This is a genomic window from Piscinibacter defluvii (assembly GCF_004011805.1).
In the GTDB taxonomy this organism is placed as follows: domain Bacteria; phylum Pseudomonadota; class Gammaproteobacteria; order Burkholderiales; family Burkholderiaceae_C; genus Piscinibacter; species Piscinibacter defluvii.
Window position 1 is genome coordinate 22,659 of sequence record NZ_RCHJ01000022.1, and the last position, 21,939, is coordinate 44,597.

Here is a 21,939-nt window from a genome sequence, read left to right on the forward strand (position 1 = left end):
ATTTATCACCCGGGGCCTTGTCGGCGCTGCACACTGCGTTTCCAGACGGCGGGCCACCGCCGCAGTGCAGTCGAAGGAGACAACCCATGCGCGTGATCCCGATCGCGGGCGTCGCCGAGGCTTCGTGCGACGAAGGCACCGGCGAGGTGCCCAAGCTCGACCTGCCGCTGGCGCGGCGCGAATTCCTCAAGGGCTCGGGCGTGCTGATGGGCACGCTGGCCACCGGCAGCGTGCTGGCGGCGTTGGCGCCGTCCACCGTCTGGGCCGTCGAGCTCAAGACCCTCAGCCAGGCCGAGGGCGAGGCGTTGATGAAGATGGGCCGCGTGCTCTACCCGCACAAGAAGCTGCCCGACGCCGTCTACGCGCTGCTCGCGAAGGACCTGGACGGCAAGGCCGCCGACGCCGCCACCGCGAAGCTGCTGCGCGACGGCATCGCCGCGCTGGATGCCGCGGCCGGCGGCAGCTTCGTCAAGGCGAGCGAGAAGAAGCGCAAGGAGGTGGTCAAGGCGATGGAAGGCCAGCCCTTCTTCGCCACGGTGCGCGGCCAGTGCGTCACGTCCCTCTACGACAACGACATGGCCTACAAGGTGTTCGGCTACCCGGGTTCGGCCTGGGAGAAGGGCGGCTACATCACGCGCGGCTTCCAGGACCTGAAGTGGCTCCCGGCGCCCTCGCGCGAAGCCAGCCCGCCCCCCTACCTCTGAAGCCGGAGTCCACCATGGCGAAGTTCGAACAGACCGACGACTCGGTCGTCGTGATCATCGGGTCGGGGGCCGGCGGCGGCACCCTGTCCAACGAGTTGTGCCAGAAGGGCGTCAAGGTCGTCTGCCTGGAGGCGGGCGCGCGCCAGTCGCCCGCCTCGTTCATCAACGACGAATGGAAGAGCTTCGTGCAGCTCGCCTGGCTCGATCCGCGCACCACCTCGGGCAGCTGGCGCGTCGCGAAGGATTTCGCCGGCCTGCCGGCATGGATCTGCAAGACGGTGGGCGGCACCACCACGCACTGGGCCGGCGCCTCGCTGCGCTTCCAGGAGCACGAGTTCAGGATCAAGACGCACTACGGCGACATCGCCGGCGCCAACCTGCAGGACTGGCCGCTGACGCTGCAGGAACTCGAGCCCTGGTACGACAAGGCCGAGGACAAGATGGGCGTCACGCGCACCCACGGCATCCCGGGCCTGCCGGGCAACAACAACTACAAGGTGTTCCACGCCGGGGCGAAGCGCCTGGGCTACAAGGAGGTGCACACCGGCAACATGGCGATCAACAGCCAGCCGCGCCACGACCGCGGCCGCTGCATGCAGCTGGGCTTCTGCTTCCAGGGCTGCAAGAGCGGCGCCAAGTGGAGCACGCTGTACACCGAGATCCCCAAGGCCGAGGCGACCGGCAACTTCGAGCTGCGCACCGAGTGCCACGTCACCCGCATCGAGCACGACGACAAGGGCAAGGTGACCGGCGTCGTCTACTTCGACAAGGACGGCAAGGAGCAGCGCCAGAAGGCCCGCATCGTCTGCGTGGCCGGCAACTCGATCGAGACGCCGCGCCTGCTGCTGCTGTCGGCCTCCAGCCTGTTCAAGGACGGGCTGGCCAACTCCTCCGGCCAGGTCGGGCGCAACTACATGCGCCACATGACGGGCTCGGTCTATGCCGCCTTCAGGAACCCGGTGCACATGTACCGCGGCACGACCATGGCCGGCATCATCCGCGACGAGTCGGGCCACGACCCGAAGCGCGGCTTCGCCGGCGGCTACGAGATGGAGACGCTGGCGCTGGGCATCCCGTTCATGGCGGCCTTCCTGAACCCGGGCGGCTGGGGCGAGGACTTCACCTGGTGGATGGACCGCTACACCCATCTCGCCGGCATGTGGCTGGTGGGCGAGGACATGCCGCGCGAGAGTAACCGCATCACGCTCAACCCGAACGTCAAGGACAAGTACGGCAACCCGGCGCCGAACGTGCACTTCGATGACCACCCGAACGACATCGCGATGCGCGAGCATGCGTTCCGCCAGGGCGAGCGGGTCTACCAGGCCGCGGGCGCGATCAAGACCTTCCGCACGCCGCCCTACCCGAGCACCCACAACCTCGGCACCTGCCGCATGGGCGCCTCGAAGGACAGCAGCGTGTGCGACAAGTTCGGCCGCACGCACGACGTGCCGAACCTGTTCATCTCCGACGGCAGCCAGTTCACCACCGGCGGGGCGGAGAACCCGACGCTGACGATCGTGACGCTGGCGATCCGCCAGGCCGACCACATCGCGAAGCTGATGTCCGAGCGCACGATCTAGGAGGTTCGAACCATGTGCGAGTACTTCGTGAAGGCCGACCCGATCCAGTACGAGCAGCGCTCGCGCACGATCCGCATCCACGGCGTGCTGACGAGCATCCGGCTCGAGAACATGGTATGGGATACCCTCGCCGAGATGGCCGAGGCCGAGGGCTGCACGACCAACCACCTGATCGTGCAGTTCCACGACGAGATCCTCGCCCATCGCGGCGAGGTGCCCAACTTCGCGTCCTTCCTGCGCGTGACCTGCATGCGCTTCCTGCGCCGCAAGCTGACCGAGGCCGAGCGCGGGAGCGCCCCAAAGGAAGACGTCGCGCCCAGGCCGCGCATCGTGGCGCTGGGCGCGCGCTCCTGATCCTGACCGGAGTTCCCATGGCCAAGGTGATCCACACGATGATCCGGGTGCTCGACCTGGACAAGTCGCTCAAGTTCTACGGCGACGTGCTCGGCGTCAGCGAGTCGTACCGGCTCGATTTCCCCGACTTCGCGCTCGTGTACCTGCGCAATGCCGAGAACGACGTCGAGATCGAGCTCACGCTGAACAAGGGCCGCACCGAGCCCTACACACACGGCACCGGGTATGGCCACATCGGCGTCGTGGTCGATGACGCGCCCGCCGCGCACGCGGCGCTGGTGGCCAAGGGCTACGAACCGGCGCCGGTGAAGGAGTTCAAGCGCGGCGACGAGCTGCTCGCGCGCTTCTTCTTCATCCAGGACCCCGACGGCTACAAGATTGAACTACTGGAAAGGCACGGCCATTACCAGTAGATTGCGTCGCAGCGATGCCCAGGAGGCGGGGATCGCGGCATCACCCACAACACGCCCCAGGAGACAACCTTGAAGACGACGTCCGTACCGTTCGCGTTGGCCGCAATGGCCTGCGCCGCCATGCTGGCGCTGCCCGCCGTGGCCCAGCAGAACCTCGAGAAGCTCAAGCAGATGAAGGTCGCCACCACCGACCTGAACATTCCGGTGGTGCCGCAGGAGGGCAAGAACGCCGCGGCGATCCGCGAGAACCTCAAGCGCGTCAAGCTGCCGCCGGGCTTCAAGATCGACCTGTTCGCGATCGTGCCCGACGCGCGCCACATGGCCATCGCGCCCTCCACCAACATGCTGTTCGTCGGCACGCGCAAGACCACCGTCTGGGCCGTGACCGACCGCAACAGCGACGGCGTGGCCGACGAGGTGAAGTCCTTCGCGCCCTCGCTGAAGTTCACCAACCCGAACGGCGTGTGCTGGACCAAGGACGGCTTCCTGATCGTGGCCGAGCACAACCGGGTGCTGAACTTCCCGGCCGCCGAGTTCTTCTACGAGGGCCCGGACGTCGCGGTGATCGAGGTGGTGTCGCAGGGCAAGCTGATCCCGCCCGAGGAGGAGTCGTACAACCACGGCGCGCGCACCTGCCGCGTCAGCGACGACGGCAAGCTCTACATCACGCTGGGCCAGCCGTACAACGTGCAGCCCAGGGAAAAGGTGGCGATGTACGAGCAGATCGGCATCGGCGGCATGGTGCGCCTGAATCCGTTCGACGGCTCGGGCCGCGAGGTGGTCGCCAAGGGCGTGCGCAACTCGGTCGGCATGGACATCAACCCGAAGGACAAGACGGTCTGGTTCACCGACAACCAGACCGACGGCATGGGCGACGACACGCCCCCGGGCGAGCTCAACCGCATCACCAAGCCCGGTGGCGGCGGCGAGCACTTCGGCTACCCGTTCATCCACGGCAACAGCGTGCAGATCGCCGGCACCTCGGCCGCGCCCGACCTGAAGGACATGAAGCCGCCGGCCCAGTGGACCAAGCCGCAGATCGAGTTCCCGGCGCACCAGGCGCAGCTCGGCATGACCTTCTACAACGGCAAGATGTTCCCGGCGCAGTACCAGGGCGGCATCTTCGTGGCGGCGCACGGCTCGTGGAACCGCACCAAGGCGAGCGGCGGGCTGGTCAACTTCGTCTCGATGAAGGCGGACGGCACGGCCGACAAGAGCTCCGTCTTCGCCGAGGGCTGGCTCGACAGCGAGACCGGCACCTATCGCGGCCGCCCGGTCGACGTGGCGGTGATGAAGGACGGGTCGCTGCTGGTGTCGGACGACTACGCCGGCGCGATCTACCGCATCACCTACAGCGCTCCGTGACCGTTCGCTCCCTGCTGTGCCTGCTGGCCGTCGCGCTGCCCGGCGCGGCGGCCGCGGCGGGCGACCCGGCGACGGGTCGCCTGCGCGCCAACACCTGCAACGTCTGCCATGGCGCCAACGGCATGGGTGCGACGCCGGACGCCCCGCACCTGGCGGGGCAGCCGGCGATCTACCTGGCCGCGCAGCTGCGTGCCTTCCGCAGCGGCGCGCGCAAGCACGAGGTGATGAACGTGATGGCCAAGCCGCTGTCGGACGAGGACATCGAGCACCTGGCCGCCTGGTACGCCTCGCTCCAGATCGAGGTCAAGGCGCCCTGAGCTGCCGCGACGGGCCGCGCTTGACGCGCGACAGGGCGGGCTCCAGAAAATCTCTAACGGCAAACCCCGTCGCTGCGCGCGGCGGGTTCGCATAGGCTCGCTGCGCGCCGCCAGGCGCCCATGACAACGAACCCCGAGCCTCATGATCCGCCGTTCCCTGCTGAGCGCCGCCCTCGCTGCGGCCTTCCCCGCCGTCGCCCAGGTCACCCTCGACCCGGTCGTGATCTCCGCCGAGCGCACGCGCCAGACCACCTTCGAGGCGCCGGCCGCCATCAGCGCGGTGACGCGCGAGGTGATCGACGGCGGCATGCAGGTCAACCTCTCCGAGGTGTTGAACCGCGTGCCCGGCATCAGCATCCTGAACCGGCAGAACTACGCGCAGGACCTGCAGCTGTCGATCCGCGGCTTCGGCGCGCGCTCGACCTTCGGCATCCGCGGCGTGCGGCTGATCGTCGACGGCATCCCCGCGACCATGCCCGACGGCCAGGGCCAGGCCTCCAGCATCGCGCTCTCGTCGGCGCAGCGCATCGAGGTGCTGCGCGGCCCGCTGGCGCAGCTCTACGGCAACGCGGCCGGCGGCGTGGTGCAGGTGTTCACCGGGCCGGACGGCGAGGGCGCCTCGGCCACCGGCAGCCTGGCCACCGGCTCGTTCGGCCAGCAGCGCCTGGGCGCGCGCTTCTCCTACGGCGGCAGCGAGAACGACGTGGTGCTCGACGCCTCGCGCTTCACCACCGACGGCTGGCGCCAGCATGCCGCGGCCGAGCGCAACCAGATCAACGCGAAATGGGAGCGCCGCTTCGACGCGCAGTCGCGCTTCTCGCTGGTGGCCAACGTGCTCGACCAGCCGTTCTCGCAGGATCCGATCGGCCTGCGCCGCGAGCAATGGCAGGCCGACCCGCGCCAGGCCGACTCCGCCGCGCTCGACCAGGACGCCGGCAAGGTGGTCGCGCAGCGCCAGATCGGCGCCGTCTACGAGCGTGCGCTGTCGGACGCGACGCTGCTGAGCACGCGGCTGTACTTCGGCTCGCGCGAGCTCGACAACCGGCTCTCCACCCCGCTGGGCCCGCAGTTCTCCAACACCTCCAGCGGCGGCATCGTGCAGTTCGAGCGCGGCTACGCCGGCCTGGGGGTGCAAGTCGAGCACCGCATCCGGCTCGGCGAGCAGCGCCAGCTGCGCCTGACCGGCGGCGTCGAGTTCGACCGCATGAACGAGGACCGCCAGGGCTACATCAACGACGCCGGCACCCAGGGCGCGCTCAAGCGCGACGAGCACAACAGCGTGCGCAACAGCGACCTGTACGGCCAGGCCGCGTTCGACCTGACGAACACGCTGACGCTGAGCGCCGGCGCGCGCGCCAGCCGGGTGCGCTTCCACACCGACGACCTGTTCGTCCGCCCGGCACCCAGCCCCGACCAGCGTGACAACGGCGACGACAGCGGCAGCCTGAAGTTCTCCGCCACCAACCCGGTGGCCGGGCTGAGCTGGCGTCCGGTGCCGAGCCTGAACCTGTACGCCAACGTCGGCCGCGGCTTCGAGACGCCGACCTTCACCGAGCTGTCGTACCGGCCGGCCTGCGGCACGCCGGCCCCCGTGGGCTGCGTCGAGACCGGGCTGAACACCGACCTGAAGGCCTCGCGCAGCCGGCATGCGGAGATCGGCGCGAAGTGGAAGATCGCCGACGGCCAGCGCCTGGATGCCGCGCTGTTCGACATCGCGACACGCGACGAGATCATCGTCGACACCAACAGCGGCGGCCGCACCACCTTCAAGAACGCCGGCCGCACCTCGCGCCGCGGCGCCGAGCTGAGCTACCTGGGGCGCTACGGCCCGGCCTGGCGCGCGACGCTCGCGCTGACCGCCTTGCGCGCACGCTTCGACGAGACCTTCGTCAGCGGCAGCGGCCCGAGCGCGACGACCATCCCCGCCGGCAATCGGTTGCCGGGCACGCCCGAGCGCAGCGCGTTCGCCGAGCTGGCCTGGACGCCGCCCGGCGCCTGGGGCGGCTTCAACGCCGGCGTCGAGCTGGTGCACACCGGCAAGCTGTACGTGAACGACGCCAACAGCGACGCGGCCCCGGCGGCCACGGTGCTGAACCTGCGAGCCGGATTCGCGCAGCAGGTCGAGGGCTGGACGTTCAGCCAGCTGCTGCGCGTGGACAACGCGACCGACCGCAACTACGCCGGCTCGGTGATCGTCAACGAGGGCCAGTCGCGCTTCTTCGAGCCGGCCCTGCCGCGCAACTGGCTGCTCGCCTTCACCGCACGCCACACCTTCAAATAGGTTCTTCCGTAAGCTCGGCCGGTGCCGGCCGACCGAGCCGCAGGAGAACCCGATGAAAGAGCAACTTCAGACCATCACGCTGGGCGGCGGCTGCTTCTGGTGCGTCGAGGCCGTGTACGAACGCGTGCGCGGCGTCGTTGCGGTCGAGTCCGGCTACGCCAACGGCGAGACGCCGAACCCGAGCTACGAGCAGGTCTGCAGCGGCCGCACCGGCCATGTCGAGGTCGTGCGCGTGAGCTTCGACCCGGCGCAGATCGGCCTGCGCGAGATCCTCGAGATCTTCTTCGTGGTGCACGACCCGACCACGCTGAACCGCCAGGGCAACGACGTCGGCACGCAGTACCGCTCCGGCATCTACGTACACGACGCCGAGCAGGAACGCGTGGCGCGCGAGGTGCTGGCCGAGGTGAACGCGCACCACGGCGGACGTGTCGTCACCGAGCTGATGCCCGAGCGCAGCTACACCCGCGCCGAGGACTACCACCAGCACTACTTCGCGAACCACCCGAACCAGGGCTACTGCGCGTTCGTGGTGGCGCCCAAGGTGGCCAAGTTCCAGAAGACCTTCGCGGACCGGGTGAAGCCTTAGGAGTCTGCGCGGCAGAAACCCAGGCCCGCGCCGGGCGGCCAAGGCCGCTGGCGAAGGCGCGGCGCGCGGCGCGGGCTGGCCGCCCGCGCAAGCGGCGCAACGCGCACCAGCGGCCTTGGGTGCCCGGCCCGGAGGGTTGAGCCCGCCAAGGGGCGCATGCGTCGTTGCACCCCTGGCCCGGGCGGCCAGCCCGGGCGGCGGGCTGCGCCTAGCCTGCGCCCCTTGGCGGGCTCAACGCGGGCCTGGGTTTCTGCCGCGCAAACTCCTAAACTCTCGCCCTCCATGGGCCGAGCCGCAACCTTCCTGCGCCGCCAGCTGCACCTGCTGCTGGCGCTGGTGCTGTTCGCGCAGACGCTCGGCCTGGTGCACCGCGTGCTGCATGCGCCGTCGGTGCATCCGACGGCGGCGCAGGCGGAGCACGACTTCGGCCACGACGCTGGCGACATCGACTGCCGGCTGTTCGACCAGCTGGCCCACGCCGACATCGCCTTCGGCACGCCGGCCCCGGCCGTCGCCGAGGCGCGGCCGCTGCCGCCGGCGGCACAGCTTCCGGCCGGCCGCCTGGCCCCGCAGGCGAGCGGTTTCCTCGCCCGCGGTCCGCCGCCTTCCGTTCGCGCCTGAGCCTCGCGCCGCCCTGCCGGGCGGCTGTCGTGCGCGCCTGCCGCCTTCGGGCGGGTGCGCAGCATTTCTGCGAACGGAACCCTTCCCATGTCTTCTCCTGCCTTTGCCGGCCGGCGCCTCGCGCCGGTCGTCGCGGGCCTGCTCGCGGCCGCCGCCCAGGCGCAGACGAGCACGCTCGCGCCGGTGCAGATCACCGGCAACCCCTTGCGCTCCGAGACCACCGCCACGCCGGCCACCGTGCTCGCCGGCGACGAGCTGGTGCTGCGCCGCGGCGCCTCGCTCGGCGAGACCCTGGCCGGCCAGCCCGGCGTCGCCTCCACCTGGTTCGGGCCGAACGCCAACCGGCCGGTGATCCGCGGCCTGGACGGCGACCGCATCCGCATCCTCGAGAACGCCGGCGCCTCGTTCGACGCCTCCAGCCTGAGCTTCGACCATGCCGTGCCGATCGACCCGCTGGTGGTCGAGCGCGTCGAGGTGCTGCGCGGCCCGGCCGCGCTGCTGTACGGCGGCAACGCGGTCGGCGGGGTGGTCAACACGATCGACAACCGCATCCCGCGCCAGCCGGTGCGTTCGCTGGGCGGGGCCGTCGAGGCGCGTGTCGGCGGCGCGGACGCCGAACGTGGCGGCGCGGCGCTGGTGGAGTCGGGCAACGGCGAGCTCGCGGTGCATGTCGACGCCTTCGGCCGCGAGACCTCCGACCTGCACGTGCCGCGCTTCACGCCGGTCGACGCCGGCGTGCCGCTCGACCCGGCGACACGCGTGCGCAACTCGGCCGCACGCGCCAGCGGCGGCGCGCTCGGCTTGTCGCGCACCAGCGCCGACGGCTACATCGGCATCGCCGGCGACCTGCTGGACAGCCGCTACGGCGTGGTCGCCGAGCCGGACGTGACGATCCGCCTGGAGCGCGAGCGCCTCGCGCTGGCCGGCGAGCGACGCGGGCTGGACGGCGCGCTGCGCAGCCTGCGCGCCCAGTTCAGCCGCACCGTCTACCGGCACCAGGAGATCGAGGGCGGCGGCGAGGTCGGCACGACCTTCGACCACCGCGGCAGCGCCGGCCGCATCGAGCTCGAACACGCGCCGCTGGGCGCCTGGCGCGGGGTGGTCGGCCTGCAAGGGGAGGAGGCGGTGTTCTCCGCACTCGGCGAGGAGGCCTTCGTGCCGGGCACGCGCACCCGCTCGCTCGGGTTGTTCGCCCTCGAGGAGGCCGATTGGAGCGGCGGCCGCTTCGGCGCCGGCGTGCGCGTGGAGCGGGTGCGCGTCGCGTCGGACGGCGACGCGGCCGGTGCCGAACCGCGCTTCGGCGCGCCGGCCGAGCGTCGCTTCACGCCCGGCAGCGCGTCGCTGTCGAACCTGTGGACCTTCCGGCCCGGCTGGGGCCTGGCGACGACGCTGAGCCTGACGCAGCGGGCCCCGACCTCGTTCGAACTGTTCGCCAACGGTGTGCACGCCGCCACCGGCGCCTACGAGCGCGGCGACGCCTCGCTGGCCGCCGAGCGCAGCCGCCACGCGGAGCTGGCGCTGCAATGGCAGCGCGGCGAGGACCGGCTGCGCGCCGGGGTCTACGTGGCGCGCTTCGCCAACTACATCGCGCTGGAGGTGACCGGCAACACCGTCGAGGACGTGCCCGAGTACGTCTTCCGCGCGGTGCGGGCGCGGTTTGCCGGGCTCGAGGTCGAGGGCCGGCACCGGCTGCTGGAGGCGCCCTGGACGCTCACGCTGGAAGGCAACGCCAGCCTCACGCGTGCCAGCAACGCCGACACCGGCGCGCCGCTGCCGCGCATCGCGCCTCTGCGCGCGCTGCTCGCGCTCGAGGCGGCGCAGGGGCCCTGGCGGCTGCGGGCGGAGGTCGACCATGCGGCACGCCAGGACCGCTTCGGTGCCGGCGACCAGGCCACGCCGGGCTGGACCCTGCTGAACCTCGCGTTGGCGCGGCGCGTCGCGCTGGCTGGCAGCGAGGCGCTGTGGTTCCTCAAGCTGAACAACGCGGGCGACCGGCTCGCCACCAGCGCCTCGGCCCTCCAGACCGTGCGTGACCTGGCGCCGCTGCCGGGCCGCGCGCTGAAGGCCGGCCTGCGCGTGGTGTTCTGAGGCTCGCCGCGTTCGTCAAGGCGCCAGGCGCTCGCGCACCCAGCCCTCGCCCTCGCGCCGGTAGCGCAGCCGGTCGTGCAGGCGCGAGGGCCGACCCTGCCAGAACTCGAAGCGGTCGGGCACCAGCCGGTAGCCGCCCCAGTGCGGCGGGCGCGGCGGGTGCAGCAGGTACTGCGCGCCGAACTTCGCCGCGTTGGCCACCAGCACGGCGCGCGAGGAGATCACCTGGCTTTGCGGCGAGGCCCAGGCGCCGATGCGCGAGTCGAGCGGACGCGACGCGTAGTAGGCATCGGATTCGGCCGCGTCGACCTTGTCGACGCGGCCCTCGATGCGCACCACGCGCTCGAGCTCGACCCAGTGGAACTGCAGCGCCGCGAACGGGTTGCCCGCCAGCTCGCGGCCCTTGCGGCTCTCGTAGTTGGTGTACCAGACGATGCCGCGGGCGTCGAAGCCCTTGATCAGCACCACGCGCGTCGACGGCCGGCCGTCGGCGCCGACGGTGGCCAGGGTCATCGCATTGGGCTCGGGCAGCTCGGCCTCGATGGCCTGCTGCAGCCATTGTTCGAACTGCTGCAGCGGGTCGGCCGCGCTGGCCGATTCGTCGAGCGCGGCGCGTTCGTAGCTCTTGCGCAGGTCGGCCAGGCGCGCCTTGTCGTGCGTATCCATCGCGCCGCAGTATAGGGAGCGCGGAATACAACCCGCAGAAACCCACCTGAAACTTCTTACTAGGCAAATCTGCGTACGGGGAAGGCCTTAAGTGAAGCTCCCACTACCTCGCGCGGGGTGCGGCTCCCATCCTCGTCCACAGGGAACAACAACAAGGAATTGGAGTGGCGCTGATGAAGGCGCAGCCGGCGGTCATCGTGTTGGCGGCAGGGCGTGGCAGTCGCTTCCTGGGCACCGACCACAAGCTCGCCCAGCGGCTGGGCAGCGCGACCGTGCTGGCCACCACCTTGCGGCATGCGGTGTCGAGCCACCTGCCGGTGGTGGTGGTGACCACCGAGGCCTTCGCCGACGTGGCCCGGCGCAGCGTCGCGGCGCGTGACGTGGTGGTGCTGCCCGAGGTCGGCAGCGCGGGCCATGGCGAGCTCGGCATGGGTCATTCGATCGCCATGGGCGTGGCGGCACGTTCGGACGCCGCCGGCTGGCTGATCCTGCCCGGCGACATGCCGATGGTGCGCAGCGCCACCTTGCGCGAGGTGGCGCGCGAACTGCCCGAGCATGCGGTCGTCTACGCGCAGCACAAGGGCGTGCGCGGCCACCCGGTGGGCTTCTCGTCGGAGCTGTACTCCGAACTGGTGGAACTGCGCGGCGACGAGGGAGCGCGCCGCCTGGTGGCGCGCTATCCGGCCTACGGCATCGAGGTGGACGATCCGGGCATCCTGATCGACGTCGACACCGAGGACGACCTCGACGACCTGCGCCGCCGCCATGCGCAGCGCGGCGGGGATCCGGCCCAGGGCGGGCTCGATCGTTCCTAGAGGTCGCGCGCGAGTTTCTCGAGGCGTTCGATCTCGCGATCGCGGATGCCGCAGCGGCGCAGCGACGCGGCGGTCTCGAGCAGGTACTCCAGCGTGCTGCCGTAGCGGCCCTGCGCGTGGCGCAGGATGTGGCGCAGCTCGTCGTCCGCCAGCGGGGCGAGCAGGCTCGGGCTGCGGCGGCTGAGCGTGAAGCCCAGCGCCCGCACCGGACCATGCGGCGTGCGGCAGGGCAGCCAGCGCGGGTCGTAGGTGGCGGTGGGCATCTCGCGTTCCCACAGCAGCGGCAGCTCGTGCGCGACGCGCTCGCGCGCGATGCGGTAGGCCACGCCGCGGCACGAACCGCCGGAGATCAGCGCGAACACCAGGCCGGGCTGCTGCGGCGTGCCGCGGTTGATGCGCGAGCGCATGCGCAGCGCCCGGTGCCAGCCGTGCACCAGGGCCGGGCGCTGCTCGGCGTACTCGAAGGACGGGCGCCACACCAGCGAGCCGTAGCCGAACACCCAGAGGTCGTGCCGACCGCCCCAGTCGCGCTGCACCGCCGCCAGCAGGGGGGCGGGATCGCGGCTGGCGAGGGCGGCCCATTCGTCCATGCCATCGACTCTAGATTGTTGTGCCGATGTAACCCGGTTACGTGATAATCTGCCCATCAGTTACATGGAGGCGCCGCGATGAAACCAGCCGTCGTCGAAGTCACCCAGCGGATCCGCGAACGCAGCGCCGCGACCCGCAACGCCTACCTGGCGCGCGTGCAGGCCGCGATCGACCGCCCGCGCGGCGCCGATCGCATGGGCTGTGCCAACGTGGCACATGCCTTCGCCGCGCTGCCCAGCAGCGACAAGTTCAAGGTGGTGGCCGAGAAGGCGCCCAACATCGGCGTGGTCACCGCCTACAACGACATGCTGTCGGCGCACCAGCCCTACGAGGGTTTCCCGGCGGTGATCCGCGACGAGGCGCGTCGCCACGGCGCCACCGTGCAGGTGGCCGGCGGCGTGCCGGCGATGTGCGACGGCGTCACGCAGGGCCTGCCCGGCATGGAGCTGAGCCTGTTCTCGCGCGACACCATCGCGATGGGCACCGCCGTGGCGCTGACGCACGACGTGTTCGACGCCGCGCTGCTGCTGGGCGTGTGCGACAAGATCGTGCCGGGCCTGCTGATCGGCGCACTGCACTTCGGTCACCTGCCGTGCGTGTTCGTGCCGGCCGGGCCGATGAGCACCGGGCTGGACAACACCGCCAAGTCCAAGGTGCGCGAGCAGTTCGCGCAGGGCCAGGTCGGGCGCGACAAGCTGCTCGAGGCCGAGTCGGCCGCCTACCACGGCGCCGGCACCTGCACCTTCTACGGCACCGCCAACAGCAACCAGATGCTGCTCGAGGCGATGGGCCTGCACGTGCCGGGCAGCGCCTTCGTGCACCCGCATGCCGAGCTGCGCGAGGCGCTGACACGCGAGGCGGTGCGCATGGTGCTCGCGATCCGCAAGGGCGGGCCGCGTTTCACGCCGATCGGCCAGCTGGTCGACGAGCGCGTGATCGTCAACGCGATGCAGGCGCTGCTGGCCACCGGCGGCTCGACCAACCACCTGATCCACTGGGTCGCGGTGGCGCGCTCGGCCGGCATCCTGATCGACTGGACCGACTTCGCCGATCTCTCCAAGGCCACGCCGCTGCTGGCGCGGGTCTACCCGAACGGCAAGGCCGACGTGAACCAGTTCCAGGCCGCCGGCGGCCCGGGCTTCGTGATCCGCGAGCTGATCGACGCCGGCTACATGCACGCCGACGTGGCGAGCGTGGCTGCGGGCGGCCTGCGCGAGTACGGCAAGCTGCCGGAGAAGCAGGGCGAGGGCCTGCGCTGGAGCGCGTTGCCGGCCGCGAGCGGCGACGACACGATCGTTCGCACCGCCGCCGAGCCGTTCAGCCCCGAAGGCGGCCTGAAGCTGCTGACCGGCAACCTGGGACGCTCGGTGATCAAGGTCTCCGCGGTGCCGGAGGACCGCCACGTGGTGCAGGCCCCGGCGGTCGTGTTCGACGGCCAGGAGGAGCTGCTCGCCGCCTTCAAGGCCGGCACGCTGGAGCGCGACTTCGTCGCCGTGGTGCGCTTCCAGGGCCCGCGCGCGAACGGCATGCCCGAGCTGCACAAGCTCACGCCGCCGCTCGCGGTGCTGCAGGGCAAGGGCTTCAAGGTGGCCCTCGTGACCGACGGCCGCATGAGCGGTGCCTCGGGCAAGGTGCCCGCGGCCATCCACGTCAGCCCCGAGGTGCTGGCCGGCGGACCGCTGGGCAAGGTGCGCGACGGCGACGTGATCCGGCTCGACGCGCGCGCGGGCACGCTCAATGCATTGGTCGACCCGGGCGAATGGGCGCTGCGCGAGGTCGCGCCTCAGACCGCGGCGCATGCGCAGGCCCATGCCTTCGGCCTCGGCCGCGAACTGTTCGGCGGCATGCGCCGCAACGTGCTCAGCGCCGAAGAGGGCGCCTGCACCTGGCTGTGAAGGACAAGACGATGAACACGCTCGAACTCGCGACCCACGGCCCGGTGATCCCGGTCATCGTGATCCAGAAGCTCGAAGACGCGGTGCCGATGGCGCAGGCGCTGGTCGACGGCGGCGTCAAGGTGCTGGAGATCACGCTGCGCACGCCGGTGGCGCTGCAGTGCATGGAGGCGATCGCGGCCAAGGTGCCGGGTGCCATCGTCGGCGCCGGCACGATCCGCAGCGTCGCGGACGCGAAGGCGGCGAAGAACGCCGGCTGCGAGTTCGGTGTCAGCCCGGGCTACACGAGCGAGGTCGGGCTGGCCTGCCAGGACATCGGCCTGCCGCTGCTGCCCGGTGTCTCCACCGCCAGCGAGGTGATGATGGCCAATGCCGACGGCTACCACTTCCTGAAGCTGTTCCCGGCCACCGCGGTGGGCGGCATCAACCTGCTGAAGGCGCTGCACGGCCCGTTCCCGGACGTGGCCTTCTGCCCGACCGGCGGCATCACGGTGGAGACGGCACCGCAGTTCCTCGCGTTGCCCAACGTCAAGGTCTGCGGCGGCTCCTGGCTGACGCCGGCCGATGCGGTGGCCGCCAGAGACTGGGCGCGCATCACGACGCTCGCCAGGCAAGCCGGCGCGCTGCGCTGATCAGCCTTCGCGCTGGATCAGCTCGATCTTGTAGCCGTCCGGATCGGTCACGAAGGCGATCACCGTCGAGCCGCCCTTGACCGGGCCGGCCTCGCGCGTGACCTTGCCGCCCGCGGCCTTGATCGTCTCGCAGGCGGCGTAGGCGTCGGGCACCGCGATGGCGATGTGCCCGTAGGCGCCGCCCATCTCGTAGCTCGACACGCCGTGGTTGTAGGTGAGCTCGATCTCGGCCTCGCCCTCGGCATTGCCGCGCCCGAAGCCGACGAAGGCCAGCGAGTACTTCTGCTCCGGCCGCTCGGTGGTGCGGATCAGGTTCATGCCGAGCACCGTCGTGTAGAAGTCGATCGAGCGCTGCAGGTCGCCGACGCGCAGCATGGTGTGGAGGATCTTCATCGGGGTGGCCGGGCGTCGAAGACCAGGCAAGTCGTGGACGCGTGAGCGTACAGCCTGCCGTCGGGCCCGACCAGGCGGCCCTCGGCCGTGGCGACCTGGTTGCCGGCGTGCACCACGCGGCCCTCGGCGCGCACCAGCGGCACGCGGTCGGTGAGGGCGCGCACGATGTTCGTCTTCAGCTCCAGCGTGGTGTAGGCCTTGCCGGCGGGCAGGGTGGAGTGCACCGCGCAGCCGACCGCGGAGTCCAGCAAGGTGGCGAACCAGCCGCCGTGCACCGTGCCCAGTGGGTTGTAGTGCGCATGGCCCGGCCGGCCCTGGAACACCGCCAGGCCGTGCTCGACGTGCACCGCGAGGAAGTCCAGGGTCTCGCCGATCGGCGGCGCGGGCAGGCGGCCGTCGAACATGGCCTGGAACAGCTCGAGCCCGCTCAGCCCGGCCAGCTCGTGCGGCGGGATCGGGCCGACGCGCTGGCGCCGTGCGCGCACGCGCTGCTCGTCGGCCCGCCAGCGGGCCAGGGTGTCCTCGGCAGAAATGGTTGCCTCGCTCATGAGTGACTAAACTTGTATATACAAAGGTTGTGGCTACAATAGTCGCCATGGCCGAAGCCGTCAAGCCGCAGGGCTGCACCAACCTCAAGCTGCGCCAGCTCAGCCGGGCGGTGACGCGCCACTACGACGCCTACGTCGCGCCGACCGGGCTGAAGAACACGCAGTACTCGCTGCTGTCGCACGTGGTCGCGCTCGGCCCGCTGCGGCCGGGCGAACTGGCCGCGCGCATGAAGCTCGACCCGTCGACGCTGACCCGCAACCTGCACCCGCTGGTCGCGGCCGGCTGGGTCGAGCTCGGTCCCGGCGAGGACGCACGCAGCCGCCTGGTCAGCGCCACCGAGGCCGGGCGTGCCAAGCGCGCCGAGGCGCAGAAGGCCTGGAAGCAGGCCCAGCTGGCACTCAATGCGCGCCTGGGCGAGGCGCGCGTGGTGGCGCTGCACGCCTTGATCGACGACTGCCTGCTGGCGCTCGACCCCCTGGAGACCGAGGATGAATGACCCGATCAGGCGCGCGGCCCCGGCCGTGGCGCTGGTGCTGCTGGCCGCGGCCGGCACCTTTGCGCTGACCATGGGGGCGCGCCAGTCGATGGGCCTGTTCCTCGGCCCGATCAACAGTGCCACCGGACTGGGCATCGCCAGCATCAGCCTGGCCTTCGCCTTCGGCCAGCTCTGGTGGGGCCTGACGCAGCCGTTCGCCGGCATGGTGGCCGACCGCATCGGCGCCGGCCGCGTGCTGCTGGCCGGCGTGCTGCTGGTGGCGCTGGGCACCGCGCTGATCCCGTTCATGACCAGCACCGCCGGCCTGGTGCTCGCCATCGGCGTGCTCGCGGCCGGCGGCGCCGGCATGGCCGGGCCCTCGGTGCTGATGTCGGCGACGATGCGACTGGTGCCGCTCGAGAAGCGCGGCCTGGCCACCGGCATCGTCAACGCCGGCGGTTCGTTCGGCCAGTTCGTGTTCGCGCCGATCGCGCAGGGCATCACCGCGGTGGCCGGCTGGGCCGCCTCGCTGCAGAGCCTGGCGCTGATCACGCTGCTGGCGCTGCCGGCGGCCTGGGTGCTGCGCGGCAGCCACGCCGCTGCGGCCGGGGCGACGGCGAAGCCGCTGTCCACCGGCGAGGCCATCCGCCAGGCCTTCGCCGACCGCAGCTACCGGCTGCTTGCCGCCGGCTTCTTCGTCTGCGGCTTCCACGTCGCCTTCCTCGCGACGCACCTGCCGGGCGTGGTGGCCTCGTGCCAGCTGCCCCCGGCAGTGGGCGCCTGGGCGCTGGCGGTGATCGGCCTGTTCAACATCGTCGGCAGCTTCGCGATGGGCTGGGCCGTCGGGCGCTGGCGCATGAAGTCGCTGCTCTCGCTGGTCTACGCCACGCGCGCGCTGGCGGTGCTGGCCTTCCTGCTCGCGCCCAAGACCGAAGCCGTCGTGCTGCTGTTCGCCGCGGTGATGGGCCTGACCTTCCTGTCCACCGTGCCGCCCACCGCGGGCCTGGTGGCCAAGTTCTTCGGTCCGGCCAACATGGCCACGCTGTTCGGCTTCGTGATGCTGGCGCACCAGGTCGGCGGCTTCCTCGGCGCCTGGCTCGGCGGCAAGGCCTTCGAGGCGAGCGGCAACTACGACTGGATGTGGATCGCCGACATCCTGCTGGCCGCCGGCGCGGCGCTGGTGCACCTGCCGATCCGCGAGAACGCGCTGCCGCCGCGCGCGGCGGTGGCGGCTTGAAGCGCCTGCGTCAGCCGCCGGCGCGCGCGGCCTCGACGCCCGGCACCACGTCGGCGCCGTAGTGGTCCTTCCAGCGCTTGGCCAGCCGTTCGCTGGCATCGAGCCGCTCGCCGGGCAGGCCGTCCTCGGCGTGCCAGCGCGGCACGATCGATTCGATCCCGAAGTGCGAGACGGGCCGCAGCGCGTTGGGGTCGTCCAGGCTGCCCACCGCGAGGTCCATGCGTTCCGAGTCGACGTAGGCGAAAGACAGCGGCGTGCCGCAGTTGCCGCAGAAGCCACGCCGCGCGAAGGTCGACGAGGCGTACTGGCGCGGCTCGCCCTGCCACACGACCTTGCGCTGGAACACGTTGAACCAGGGTACGCGGGTGTTGCCGAAGGCGAGCTGGCACATGCGGCAGTGGCAGTAGTAGCCCTCGTCGGACTCGGTGGTGACGGTGTAGCGCAGCGCGCCGCACAGGCAGCCGCCGGTCAGCGTCAGGGGCGTGGGCACGGGCGTCGGTGCCTGGCTCATCGTGCTCTCCTTCAGACGGTGTAGTTCAGCGCCCGGCGGCCGCCGTCGGCATAGACGATCTCGCCGGTGAGGTAGCTCGACTCCTTGCTCAGCAGGAAGGCCACCACCGCGGCGATCTCGGCCGGCTCGCCGAGCCGGCGCAGCGGCGTGCGGCTCATGATGCGCGCCTTGGCCTCGGCGCTGCCGAGCACCGCGTTTTGCGCCAGCTCGGTGGCGATGGTGCCGGGCGCGACCGCGTTGACGCGGATGCCGCGGTCGGCCAGGGCCAGCGCCATCACGCGCGTGAGCTGGTCGATGCCGCCCTTGCTGGCGTTGTAGCTGGCGATGCTCGGGATCGCCATCACGCCGTTGACCGAGCTCATGTTGACGATCGCGCCGCCGCCGTGCGCCGCCATCGAACGCGCGACCGCCTGGCCGACCAGGAAGGCGCCCTTCAGGTTCACGGCGATCACCGCGTCCCAGTCGGCCTCGGTGATGTCGAGGAAGTCGGCGGCGCGGAAGATGCCGGCGTTGTTGACCAGCGCGTCCACCGGCCCGAGGGCGGCCTCGGTGCCGGCCAGCGCGGCCTCGACGGCGGACTTGTCCGACACGTCGCAGCGGCAGAACAGCGTGCGCGGGCCGAGCTCGGCGGCGAGCGCTTCGCCGCGCGTGGCATCGACGTCCCACAGCGCGACGGCGGCACCGTCGGCGTGCAGCCGACGCACGCAGGCAGCGCCGATGCCCTGCGCCGCGCCGGTGACGACGGCCACGCGGGTCATGACGCGGCCGCGGCGCGCTCGCGGTCGAGCCAGATGCCCATGCCCTGGGCGTTCAGCTCGAGGTCGATCGCCAGCAGTTCGGCGATGCGCCCGGGCGTGAAGTCGCAGCCGTGGCGCGCCACGCGCTCGACGTACTGGGCGAGCAGGCCGTGCTTGAGCGCCTCGTGCCGCCGCGGCGCGTCCTGCAGTGCACGGCCGAGCGCGACCATCGCGTCGATCTGCTCGAGCAGCTCGGCACCGAGCCGCGCCACCTCGCCGACGCGGCCGAAGTGCGTCAGGTACATGCAGGCCGGCTCGAAGGACAGCAGCCGCTGCACCGAGGCCTTCAGCGCCTCGGGCTCGAACTGCACCGGCGTGGTGGTCGGCAGCAGCCAGGGGCCGCGCGCGCTGTCGAACTCGCGGTAGCTCAGGCCGAAGGTGTCGCCGGTGAAGAAGCCGCGTGTGCGCTCGTCCCAGACGCAGTGGTGGTGGCGCGCATGGCCGGGCGTGTCGAGGAACTGCAGGCGCCGGCCGGCGAGTTCGACCGTCATGCCGTCGGCCGTCTCGCGCACGCGCCCGGCCGGCACGCCGACGATGCGGCCGTAGGAGCGTGCCATCTCTTCCTCGCCGTACACCGCGGTGGCCCCGGCAACCAGCGCGCGCGGGTCGATCAGGTGGCGCGCGCCGCGCGGGTGCACCCAGGCGGTGGCGTTGGGCAGGTGCGTCATCAGCAGGCCCACGCCGCCGGCATGATCGAGGTGCACGTGCGTCGGGATCACCAGGTCGACGTCCGCGGGCGCGAGCCCGAGCGCCTCGAGCGCCGCCAGCAGGCGCGGCACGCCGAAGTTGGTGCCGGTGTCGACGAAGGCCACGCGGCCGCATTCGACGATCAGGTAGGCGGCGTCGAAATGCTCGCGGTGGAAGCCGGTGTCGATCGCATGGATGCCTTGGTCCAGGGCCTGGACGAAGGGCGGCAGCAGGGGCATGGGGCGCGGGCGTGGCTCGGGGTCGGTGCATTCTAGGAGCGCGAACTCCGCTGCCGGGCGCGGGTCACAATCGACCTCACCCCGAGGAGTGCGCGATGACGCCCCGCCCGCTGTTCTCCGTCCTGGCCGCGGCGCTGCTGCTGGCCGGGTGCGCCGCCAATCCCGCCAGGCTCGCGCCCGGCACGCCGGCCGCGACGGTGCTCGCCGCGCTCGGCCCGCCGACCGGCGAGTACACGCTGCCCGGCGGCGGCCGGCGCCTCGAGTACGCCACTGGACCGTTCGGCAAGCGCACCTGGATGCTCGATCTCGACGCCGGCGGCGCGCTCGTCTCGGCCACGCAGGTGCTGACCGAGCAGCGCTTCAACCAGGTCCGCGCCGGCATGACGCGCGACGAGTTGCGTCGCGAGCTGGGCCGACCCTCGGCCACCAGCATGGCCGGCTGGCACCAGCTGCAGATCGTCTGGTCGTACCGCTACGAGACGATGTTCTGCCAGTGGTTCCAGGTCGGCATCGATCCGCAGAAGGGCACGGTGATCGACAGCGGCTACTATCCCGACCCGATCTGCGACGACCCGCAGTTCGACAACGCCCTGTTCCGCCACCGCCGATGAGCGCACCCACCCTGTACGGCATCCCGAACTGCGACACGGTCAAGAAGGCGCGTGCCTGGCTGGCCGCACGCGGCGTCGAGCATGCGTTCCACGACTACAAGAAGCAGGGCGTGCCCGCGGCCCTGCTGGACGGCTGGATCGCGCAGCTGGGCTGGGAGGCGCTCGTCAACCGCAAGGGCACGACCTGGCGCAAGCTCGACCCGGCGCGCCAGGCCGCGGTGAACGACGCGGCCAGCGCCCGCGCGCTGATGCTGGAGCAGCCGAGCGTGATCCGCCGGCCGGTGCTGGTGCTCGGCAGCGCGCTGCGCGCCGGCTTCGACGCCGACGACTGGGCCGGCCTCTTCTAGACCTTCAGGTCGAAGAAGGCCTCGGCGCACACGGCGCCGTTGATGCGAACGTCCACCGCATGCCGGCCGGCGTGGTAGCGCCGCGTGGTGATCGGCTTGACGGCATGGCGCTTCGTGAGGGTCAGCGCCTCGCCCGGCGCGAGGCTCAGGTTCCAGCCCTTGAACACCTTGGGCGCGGTGGCGCCGCTGGCCTTGACGTGGTGCACCGCGTAGTCGATCACCAGCGTCTGCGTGCGCCGGGCGCTCGAGCGCAGTTCGAGCGCCAGCGTCAGCGAGCCGCCGAGCACGAGGCGCCGCGGCGTGATCCTCAGCTCCGCCTCGCCGGCGAAGGGCTTGCCCAGGCCCCAGGCCTTCAGCACCCGCGCATCACCGCGCTTGATCAGCGTGCGGCTCGCGTGCCGCAGCAGCGCCCGGCGCGCCGGAGGGGCCCCGGGCAGGTGGCGCTCCAGCCAGTCGGCGACCAGCCCGGGGTGGTCCTTGGCGATGTCGTTCAGGTGGTTCGCGACGCTTCTGCGCACGTACTCGCTCGGGTCGTCCTGCAGCGCCTCGAGCAGCGGCAGCGTCGGCGACGGGTCGGCGATCAGGCCCCGGAGCTGCAGGCCCCAGGGCAGGCGCGGCCGGCTGCCTTCGCTGACCAGGCGCCGGACATGCGCGCTCGGGTCGCGGCTCCAGCGCGCCAGGGTCTCGAAGGCCAGCGCCGGATGGCGTTCGATGAACGGCCGGATCGCCCACTCGGCGCTGAAGCGTTGCGTCAGCGCATGCAGCGCGGCGAGGGCCCGCTCGGGCTCGCCGAGTCCGCGCCGCGCGACGAACTCGGTCAGCGGCCACACCACCCAGCCGGCCAGGCCGTCGTCGCGGGCGTGCAGGTCGGCGAGTTCCTCGTCGCCGCGCACCGGGGCGAGCGCGGCCTCGATCATGTCGCAGGCGGCGGCGAAGTCGGCCGGCAGCGTGGCCTCGAGCGCCGTGGCCAGGTGCTGCGCGCGCGCCTTGAACTCCAGCGCCTCCAGGCCCTGCGACGCGAGGCGGCGGAAGCGCGCGGCGTCGAAGGCCGCGCCGTGGCGCTGCAGGTGCCGCGCCGCGGCGTCGACGGTGCCGACGTGGATCAGGTTCTTGAACGGTTCGGCCATGGTCGGCGCAGCATAGCGGGGAACCCGGCCGCACAACTCGGGTGCGCAAATG

At 71.5% G+C, this 21,939-nt stretch carries 25 protein-coding genes; 17 read left to right on the top strand and 8 right to left on the bottom strand.

All coding sequences use genetic code 11. The features are described 5' to 3' along the window. The first annotated feature begins 86 nt into the window (after window positions 1-86). The 10 genes from D9C15_RS26600 (at window position 87) to D9C15_RS34395 (ending at window position 10,315) form a co-directional block, all read left to right on the top strand. Window positions 87-704: a twin-arginine translocation signal domain-containing protein gene (locus D9C15_RS26600; protein WP_128001836.1), complete on the top strand. Its 618-nt coding sequence runs from the start codon at window positions 87-89 to the stop codon at window positions 702-704. A 14-nt stretch (window positions 705-718) separates the two neighbouring features. Further along, window positions 719-2,287 (top strand): GMC family oxidoreductase, encoded by a 1,569-nt coding sequence (locus D9C15_RS26605; protein ID WP_128001838.1) that lies wholly within the window; start codon window positions 719-721, stop codon window positions 2,285-2,287. Between the two features lie 12 nt (window positions 2,288-2,299). Continuing rightward, window positions 2,300-2,641, top strand: coding sequence for a ribbon-helix-helix domain-containing protein (locus D9C15_RS26610; RefSeq protein ID WP_128001840.1), 342 nt, complete (start codon window positions 2,300-2,302; stop codon window positions 2,639-2,641). 17 nt (window positions 2,642-2,658) lie between these two features. Next, a complete protein-coding gene (locus tag D9C15_RS26615) occupies window positions 2,659-3,054 on the top strand; it encodes a VOC family protein (protein ID WP_128001842.1) in 396 nt (131 codons plus the stop codon). Window positions 3,055-3,159: 105 nt separating this feature from the next. Beyond that, window positions 3,160-4,419: a PQQ-dependent sugar dehydrogenase gene (locus tag D9C15_RS26620; RefSeq protein WP_205854913.1), complete on the top strand. Its 1,260-nt coding sequence runs from the start codon at window positions 3,160-3,162 to the stop codon at window positions 4,417-4,419. Then, entirely contained in the window at window positions 4,416-4,736 is a 321-nt protein-coding gene (locus D9C15_RS33765; RefSeq protein ID WP_205854911.1) for a c-type cytochrome, read from the top strand. The genes D9C15_RS26620 and D9C15_RS33765 overlap by 4 nt, the downstream gene beginning before the upstream one ends. Before the next feature lie 142 nt (window positions 4,737-4,878). Next, window positions 4,879-7,017: a TonB-dependent receptor family protein gene (locus tag D9C15_RS26625; RefSeq protein ID WP_128001843.1), complete on the top strand. Its 2,139-nt coding sequence runs from the start codon at window positions 4,879-4,881 to the stop codon at window positions 7,015-7,017. Between the two features lie 52 nt (window positions 7,018-7,069). Continuing rightward, the gene (gene msrA, locus D9C15_RS26630) at window positions 7,070-7,606 is read left to right on the top strand and encodes a peptide-methionine (S)-S-oxide reductase MsrA (RefSeq protein ID WP_128001845.1); all 537 of its coding nucleotides are present in this window, start codon (window positions 7,070-7,072) and stop codon (window positions 7,604-7,606) included. 282 nt (window positions 7,607-7,888) lie between these two features. After that, a complete protein-coding gene (locus D9C15_RS26635; protein ID WP_128001847.1) occupies window positions 7,889-8,227 on the top strand; it encodes a hypothetical protein in 339 nt (112 codons plus the stop codon). A gap of 87 nt (window positions 8,228-8,314) precedes the next feature. Continuing rightward, on the top strand, window positions 8,315-10,315 hold the full coding sequence (locus tag D9C15_RS34395) for a TonB-dependent receptor (RefSeq protein ID WP_128001849.1): 2,001 nt from the start codon (window positions 8,315-8,317) through the stop codon (window positions 10,313-10,315). A gap of 15 nt (window positions 10,316-10,330) precedes the next feature. On the opposite strand, the gene pdxH is transcribed toward D9C15_RS34395, so the two are convergent. Beyond that, window positions 10,331-10,981, bottom strand: coding sequence for a pyridoxamine 5'-phosphate oxidase (gene pdxH, locus D9C15_RS26645; RefSeq protein WP_128001851.1), 651 nt, complete (start codon window positions 10,979-10,981; stop codon window positions 10,331-10,333). A gap of 173 nt (window positions 10,982-11,154) precedes the next feature. On the opposite strand from pdxH, the gene D9C15_RS26650 reads away from it, so the two are divergent. Continuing rightward, window positions 11,155-11,796: a nucleotidyltransferase family protein gene (locus D9C15_RS26650; RefSeq protein ID WP_128001853.1), complete on the top strand. Its 642-nt coding sequence runs from the start codon at window positions 11,155-11,157 to the stop codon at window positions 11,794-11,796. Here the strand turns inward: D9C15_RS26650 and D9C15_RS26655 are convergent. Continuing rightward, the gene (locus D9C15_RS26655) at window positions 11,793-12,386 is read right to left on the bottom strand and encodes a gamma-glutamylcyclotransferase (RefSeq protein WP_128001855.1); all 594 of its coding nucleotides are present in this window, start codon (window positions 12,384-12,386) and stop codon (window positions 11,793-11,795) included. The two genes, D9C15_RS26650 and D9C15_RS26655, sit on opposite strands and share 4 nt — an antisense overlap. A gap of 78 nt (window positions 12,387-12,464) precedes the next feature. Between D9C15_RS26655 and edd the strand changes: the two genes are divergently transcribed. Beyond that, window positions 12,465-14,282 carry a phosphogluconate dehydratase gene (edd, locus tag D9C15_RS26660; protein ID WP_128001857.1) on the top strand — a complete coding sequence of 606 codons (1,818 nt, stop codon included), beginning with the start codon at window positions 12,465-12,467 and terminating at the stop codon, window positions 14,280-14,282. Between the two features lie 11 nt (window positions 14,283-14,293). Continuing rightward, window positions 14,294-14,914: a bifunctional 4-hydroxy-2-oxoglutarate aldolase/2-dehydro-3-deoxy-phosphogluconate aldolase gene (gene eda / locus D9C15_RS26665; protein WP_128001859.1), complete on the top strand. Its 621-nt coding sequence runs from the start codon at window positions 14,294-14,296 to the stop codon at window positions 14,912-14,914. Here the strand turns inward: eda and gloA are convergent, their stop codons facing one another. Beyond that, window positions 14,915-15,307, bottom strand: coding sequence for a lactoylglutathione lyase (gene gloA / locus D9C15_RS26670; RefSeq protein WP_128001861.1), 393 nt, complete (start codon window positions 15,305-15,307; stop codon window positions 14,915-14,917). Further along, window positions 15,304-15,855 (bottom strand): PaaI family thioesterase, encoded by a 552-nt coding sequence (locus D9C15_RS26675; protein ID WP_128001862.1) that lies wholly within the window; start codon window positions 15,853-15,855, stop codon window positions 15,304-15,306. The genes gloA and D9C15_RS26675 overlap by 4 nt, the downstream gene beginning before the upstream one ends. A gap of 47 nt (window positions 15,856-15,902) precedes the next feature. Between D9C15_RS26675 and D9C15_RS26680 the strand changes: the two genes are divergently transcribed. Then, the gene (locus D9C15_RS26680; protein ID WP_128001864.1) at window positions 15,903-16,352 is read left to right on the top strand and encodes a MarR family winged helix-turn-helix transcriptional regulator; all 450 of its coding nucleotides are present in this window, start codon (window positions 15,903-15,905) and stop codon (window positions 16,350-16,352) included. Then, entirely contained in the window at window positions 16,345-17,568 is a 1,224-nt protein-coding gene (locus tag D9C15_RS26685; protein ID WP_128001866.1) for an MFS transporter, read from the top strand. The genes D9C15_RS26680 and D9C15_RS26685 overlap by 8 nt, the downstream gene beginning before the upstream one ends. 10 nt (window positions 17,569-17,578) lie before the next feature. Here the strand turns inward: D9C15_RS26685 and D9C15_RS26690 are convergent, their stop codons facing one another. From D9C15_RS26690 to D9C15_RS26700, 3 genes are read right to left on the bottom strand one after another with little or no spacing between them, the layout of a single operon-like run. Further along, window positions 17,579-18,079 carry a GFA family protein gene (locus D9C15_RS26690; RefSeq protein ID WP_128001868.1) on the bottom strand — a complete coding sequence of 167 codons (501 nt, stop codon included), beginning with the start codon at window positions 18,077-18,079 and terminating at the stop codon, window positions 17,579-17,581. An 11-nt stretch (window positions 18,080-18,090) separates the two neighbouring features. Next, complete coding sequence (locus D9C15_RS26695) at window positions 18,091-18,837, bottom strand: SDR family NAD(P)-dependent oxidoreductase (protein WP_128001870.1); 747 nt, start codon at window positions 18,835-18,837, stop codon at window positions 18,091-18,093. Next, the gene (locus tag D9C15_RS26700) at window positions 18,834-19,802 is read right to left on the bottom strand and encodes an MBL fold metallo-hydrolase (RefSeq protein WP_128001872.1); all 969 of its coding nucleotides are present in this window, start codon (window positions 19,800-19,802) and stop codon (window positions 18,834-18,836) included. The genes D9C15_RS26695 and D9C15_RS26700 overlap by 4 nt, the downstream gene beginning before the upstream one ends. 95 nt (window positions 19,803-19,897) lie before the next feature. On the opposite strand from D9C15_RS26700, the gene D9C15_RS26705 reads away from it, so the two are divergent. Together D9C15_RS26705 and D9C15_RS26710 are read left to right on the top strand one after the other, a co-directional pair. Next, window positions 19,898-20,413, top strand: coding sequence for a hypothetical protein (locus D9C15_RS26705; protein WP_128001874.1), 516 nt, complete (start codon window positions 19,898-19,900; stop codon window positions 20,411-20,413). Further along, window positions 20,410-20,760 (top strand): ArsC family reductase, encoded by a 351-nt coding sequence (locus tag D9C15_RS26710; RefSeq protein WP_128001876.1) that lies wholly within the window; start codon window positions 20,410-20,412, stop codon window positions 20,758-20,760. The genes D9C15_RS26705 and D9C15_RS26710 overlap by 4 nt, the downstream gene beginning before the upstream one ends. Here D9C15_RS26710 and D9C15_RS26715 read toward each other — a convergent pair. Then, window positions 20,757-21,887, bottom strand: a complete 1,131-nt coding sequence (locus D9C15_RS26715; protein ID WP_128001878.1) for a DNA alkylation repair protein — start codon at window positions 21,885-21,887, stop codon at window positions 20,757-20,759. The two genes, D9C15_RS26710 and D9C15_RS26715, sit on opposite strands and share 4 nt — an antisense overlap. Window positions 21,888-21,939 lie beyond the last annotated feature (52 nt).

Coding starts and splice junctions, on each gene's coding strand:
- D9C15_RS26710 (WP_128001876.1), top strand. CDS start 20,410: ATGAGCGCACCCACCCTGTACGGCATCCCGAACTGCGACACGGTCAAG.
- D9C15_RS26650 (WP_128001853.1), top strand. CDS start 11,155: ATGAAGGCGCAGCCGGCGGTCATCGTGTTGGCGGCAGGGCGTGGCAGT.
- D9C15_RS26685 (WP_128001866.1), top strand. CDS start 16,345: ATGAATGACCCGATCAGGCGCGCGGCCCCGGCCGTGGCGCTGGTGCTG.
- D9C15_RS26690 (WP_128001868.1), bottom strand. CDS start 18,079: ATGAGCCAGGCACCGACGCCCGTGCCCACGCCCCTGACGCTGACCGGC.
- D9C15_RS26695 (WP_128001870.1), bottom strand. CDS start 18,837: ATGACCCGCGTGGCCGTCGTCACCGGCGCGGCGCAGGGCATCGGCGCT.
- D9C15_RS26615 (WP_128001842.1), top strand. CDS start 2,659: ATGGCCAAGGTGATCCACACGATGATCCGGGTGCTCGACCTGGACAAG.
- D9C15_RS26700 (WP_128001872.1), bottom strand. CDS start 19,802: ATGCCCCTGCTGCCGCCCTTCGTCCAGGCCCTGGACCAAGGCATCCAT.
- msrA (WP_128001845.1), top strand. CDS start 7,070: ATGAAAGAGCAACTTCAGACCATCACGCTGGGCGGCGGCTGCTTCTGG.
- D9C15_RS34395 (WP_128001849.1), top strand. CDS start 8,315: ATGTCTTCTCCTGCCTTTGCCGGCCGGCGCCTCGCGCCGGTCGTCGCG.
- gloA (WP_128001861.1), bottom strand. CDS start 15,307: ATGAAGATCCTCCACACCATGCTGCGCGTCGGCGACCTGCAGCGCTCG.
- D9C15_RS26680 (WP_128001864.1), top strand. CDS start 15,903: ATGGCCGAAGCCGTCAAGCCGCAGGGCTGCACCAACCTCAAGCTGCGC.
- D9C15_RS26705 (WP_128001874.1), top strand. CDS start 19,898: ATGACGCCCCGCCCGCTGTTCTCCGTCCTGGCCGCGGCGCTGCTGCTG.
- D9C15_RS26635 (WP_128001847.1), top strand. CDS start 7,889: ATGGGCCGAGCCGCAACCTTCCTGCGCCGCCAGCTGCACCTGCTGCTG.
- D9C15_RS26655 (WP_128001855.1), bottom strand. CDS start 12,386: ATGGACGAATGGGCCGCCCTCGCCAGCCGCGATCCCGCCCCCCTGCTG.
- D9C15_RS26715 (WP_128001878.1), bottom strand. CDS start 21,887: ATGGCCGAACCGTTCAAGAACCTGATCCACGTCGGCACCGTCGACGCC.
- D9C15_RS26610 (WP_128001840.1), top strand. CDS start 2,300: ATGTGCGAGTACTTCGTGAAGGCCGACCCGATCCAGTACGAGCAGCGC.
- D9C15_RS26605 (WP_128001838.1), top strand. CDS start 719: ATGGCGAAGTTCGAACAGACCGACGACTCGGTCGTCGTGATCATCGGG.
- D9C15_RS26625 (WP_128001843.1), top strand. CDS start 4,879: ATGATCCGCCGTTCCCTGCTGAGCGCCGCCCTCGCTGCGGCCTTCCCC.
- edd (WP_128001857.1), top strand. CDS start 12,465: ATGAAACCAGCCGTCGTCGAAGTCACCCAGCGGATCCGCGAACGCAGC.
- eda (WP_128001859.1), top strand. CDS start 14,294: ATGAACACGCTCGAACTCGCGACCCACGGCCCGGTGATCCCGGTCATC.
- D9C15_RS26620 (WP_205854913.1), top strand. CDS start 3,160: ATGGCCTGCGCCGCCATGCTGGCGCTGCCCGCCGTGGCCCAGCAGAAC.
- D9C15_RS26675 (WP_128001862.1), bottom strand. CDS start 15,855: ATGAGCGAGGCAACCATTTCTGCCGAGGACACCCTGGCCCGCTGGCGG.
- D9C15_RS26600 (WP_128001836.1), top strand. CDS start 87: ATGCGCGTGATCCCGATCGCGGGCGTCGCCGAGGCTTCGTGCGACGAA.
- pdxH (WP_128001851.1), bottom strand. CDS start 10,981: ATGGATACGCACGACAAGGCGCGCCTGGCCGACCTGCGCAAGAGCTAC.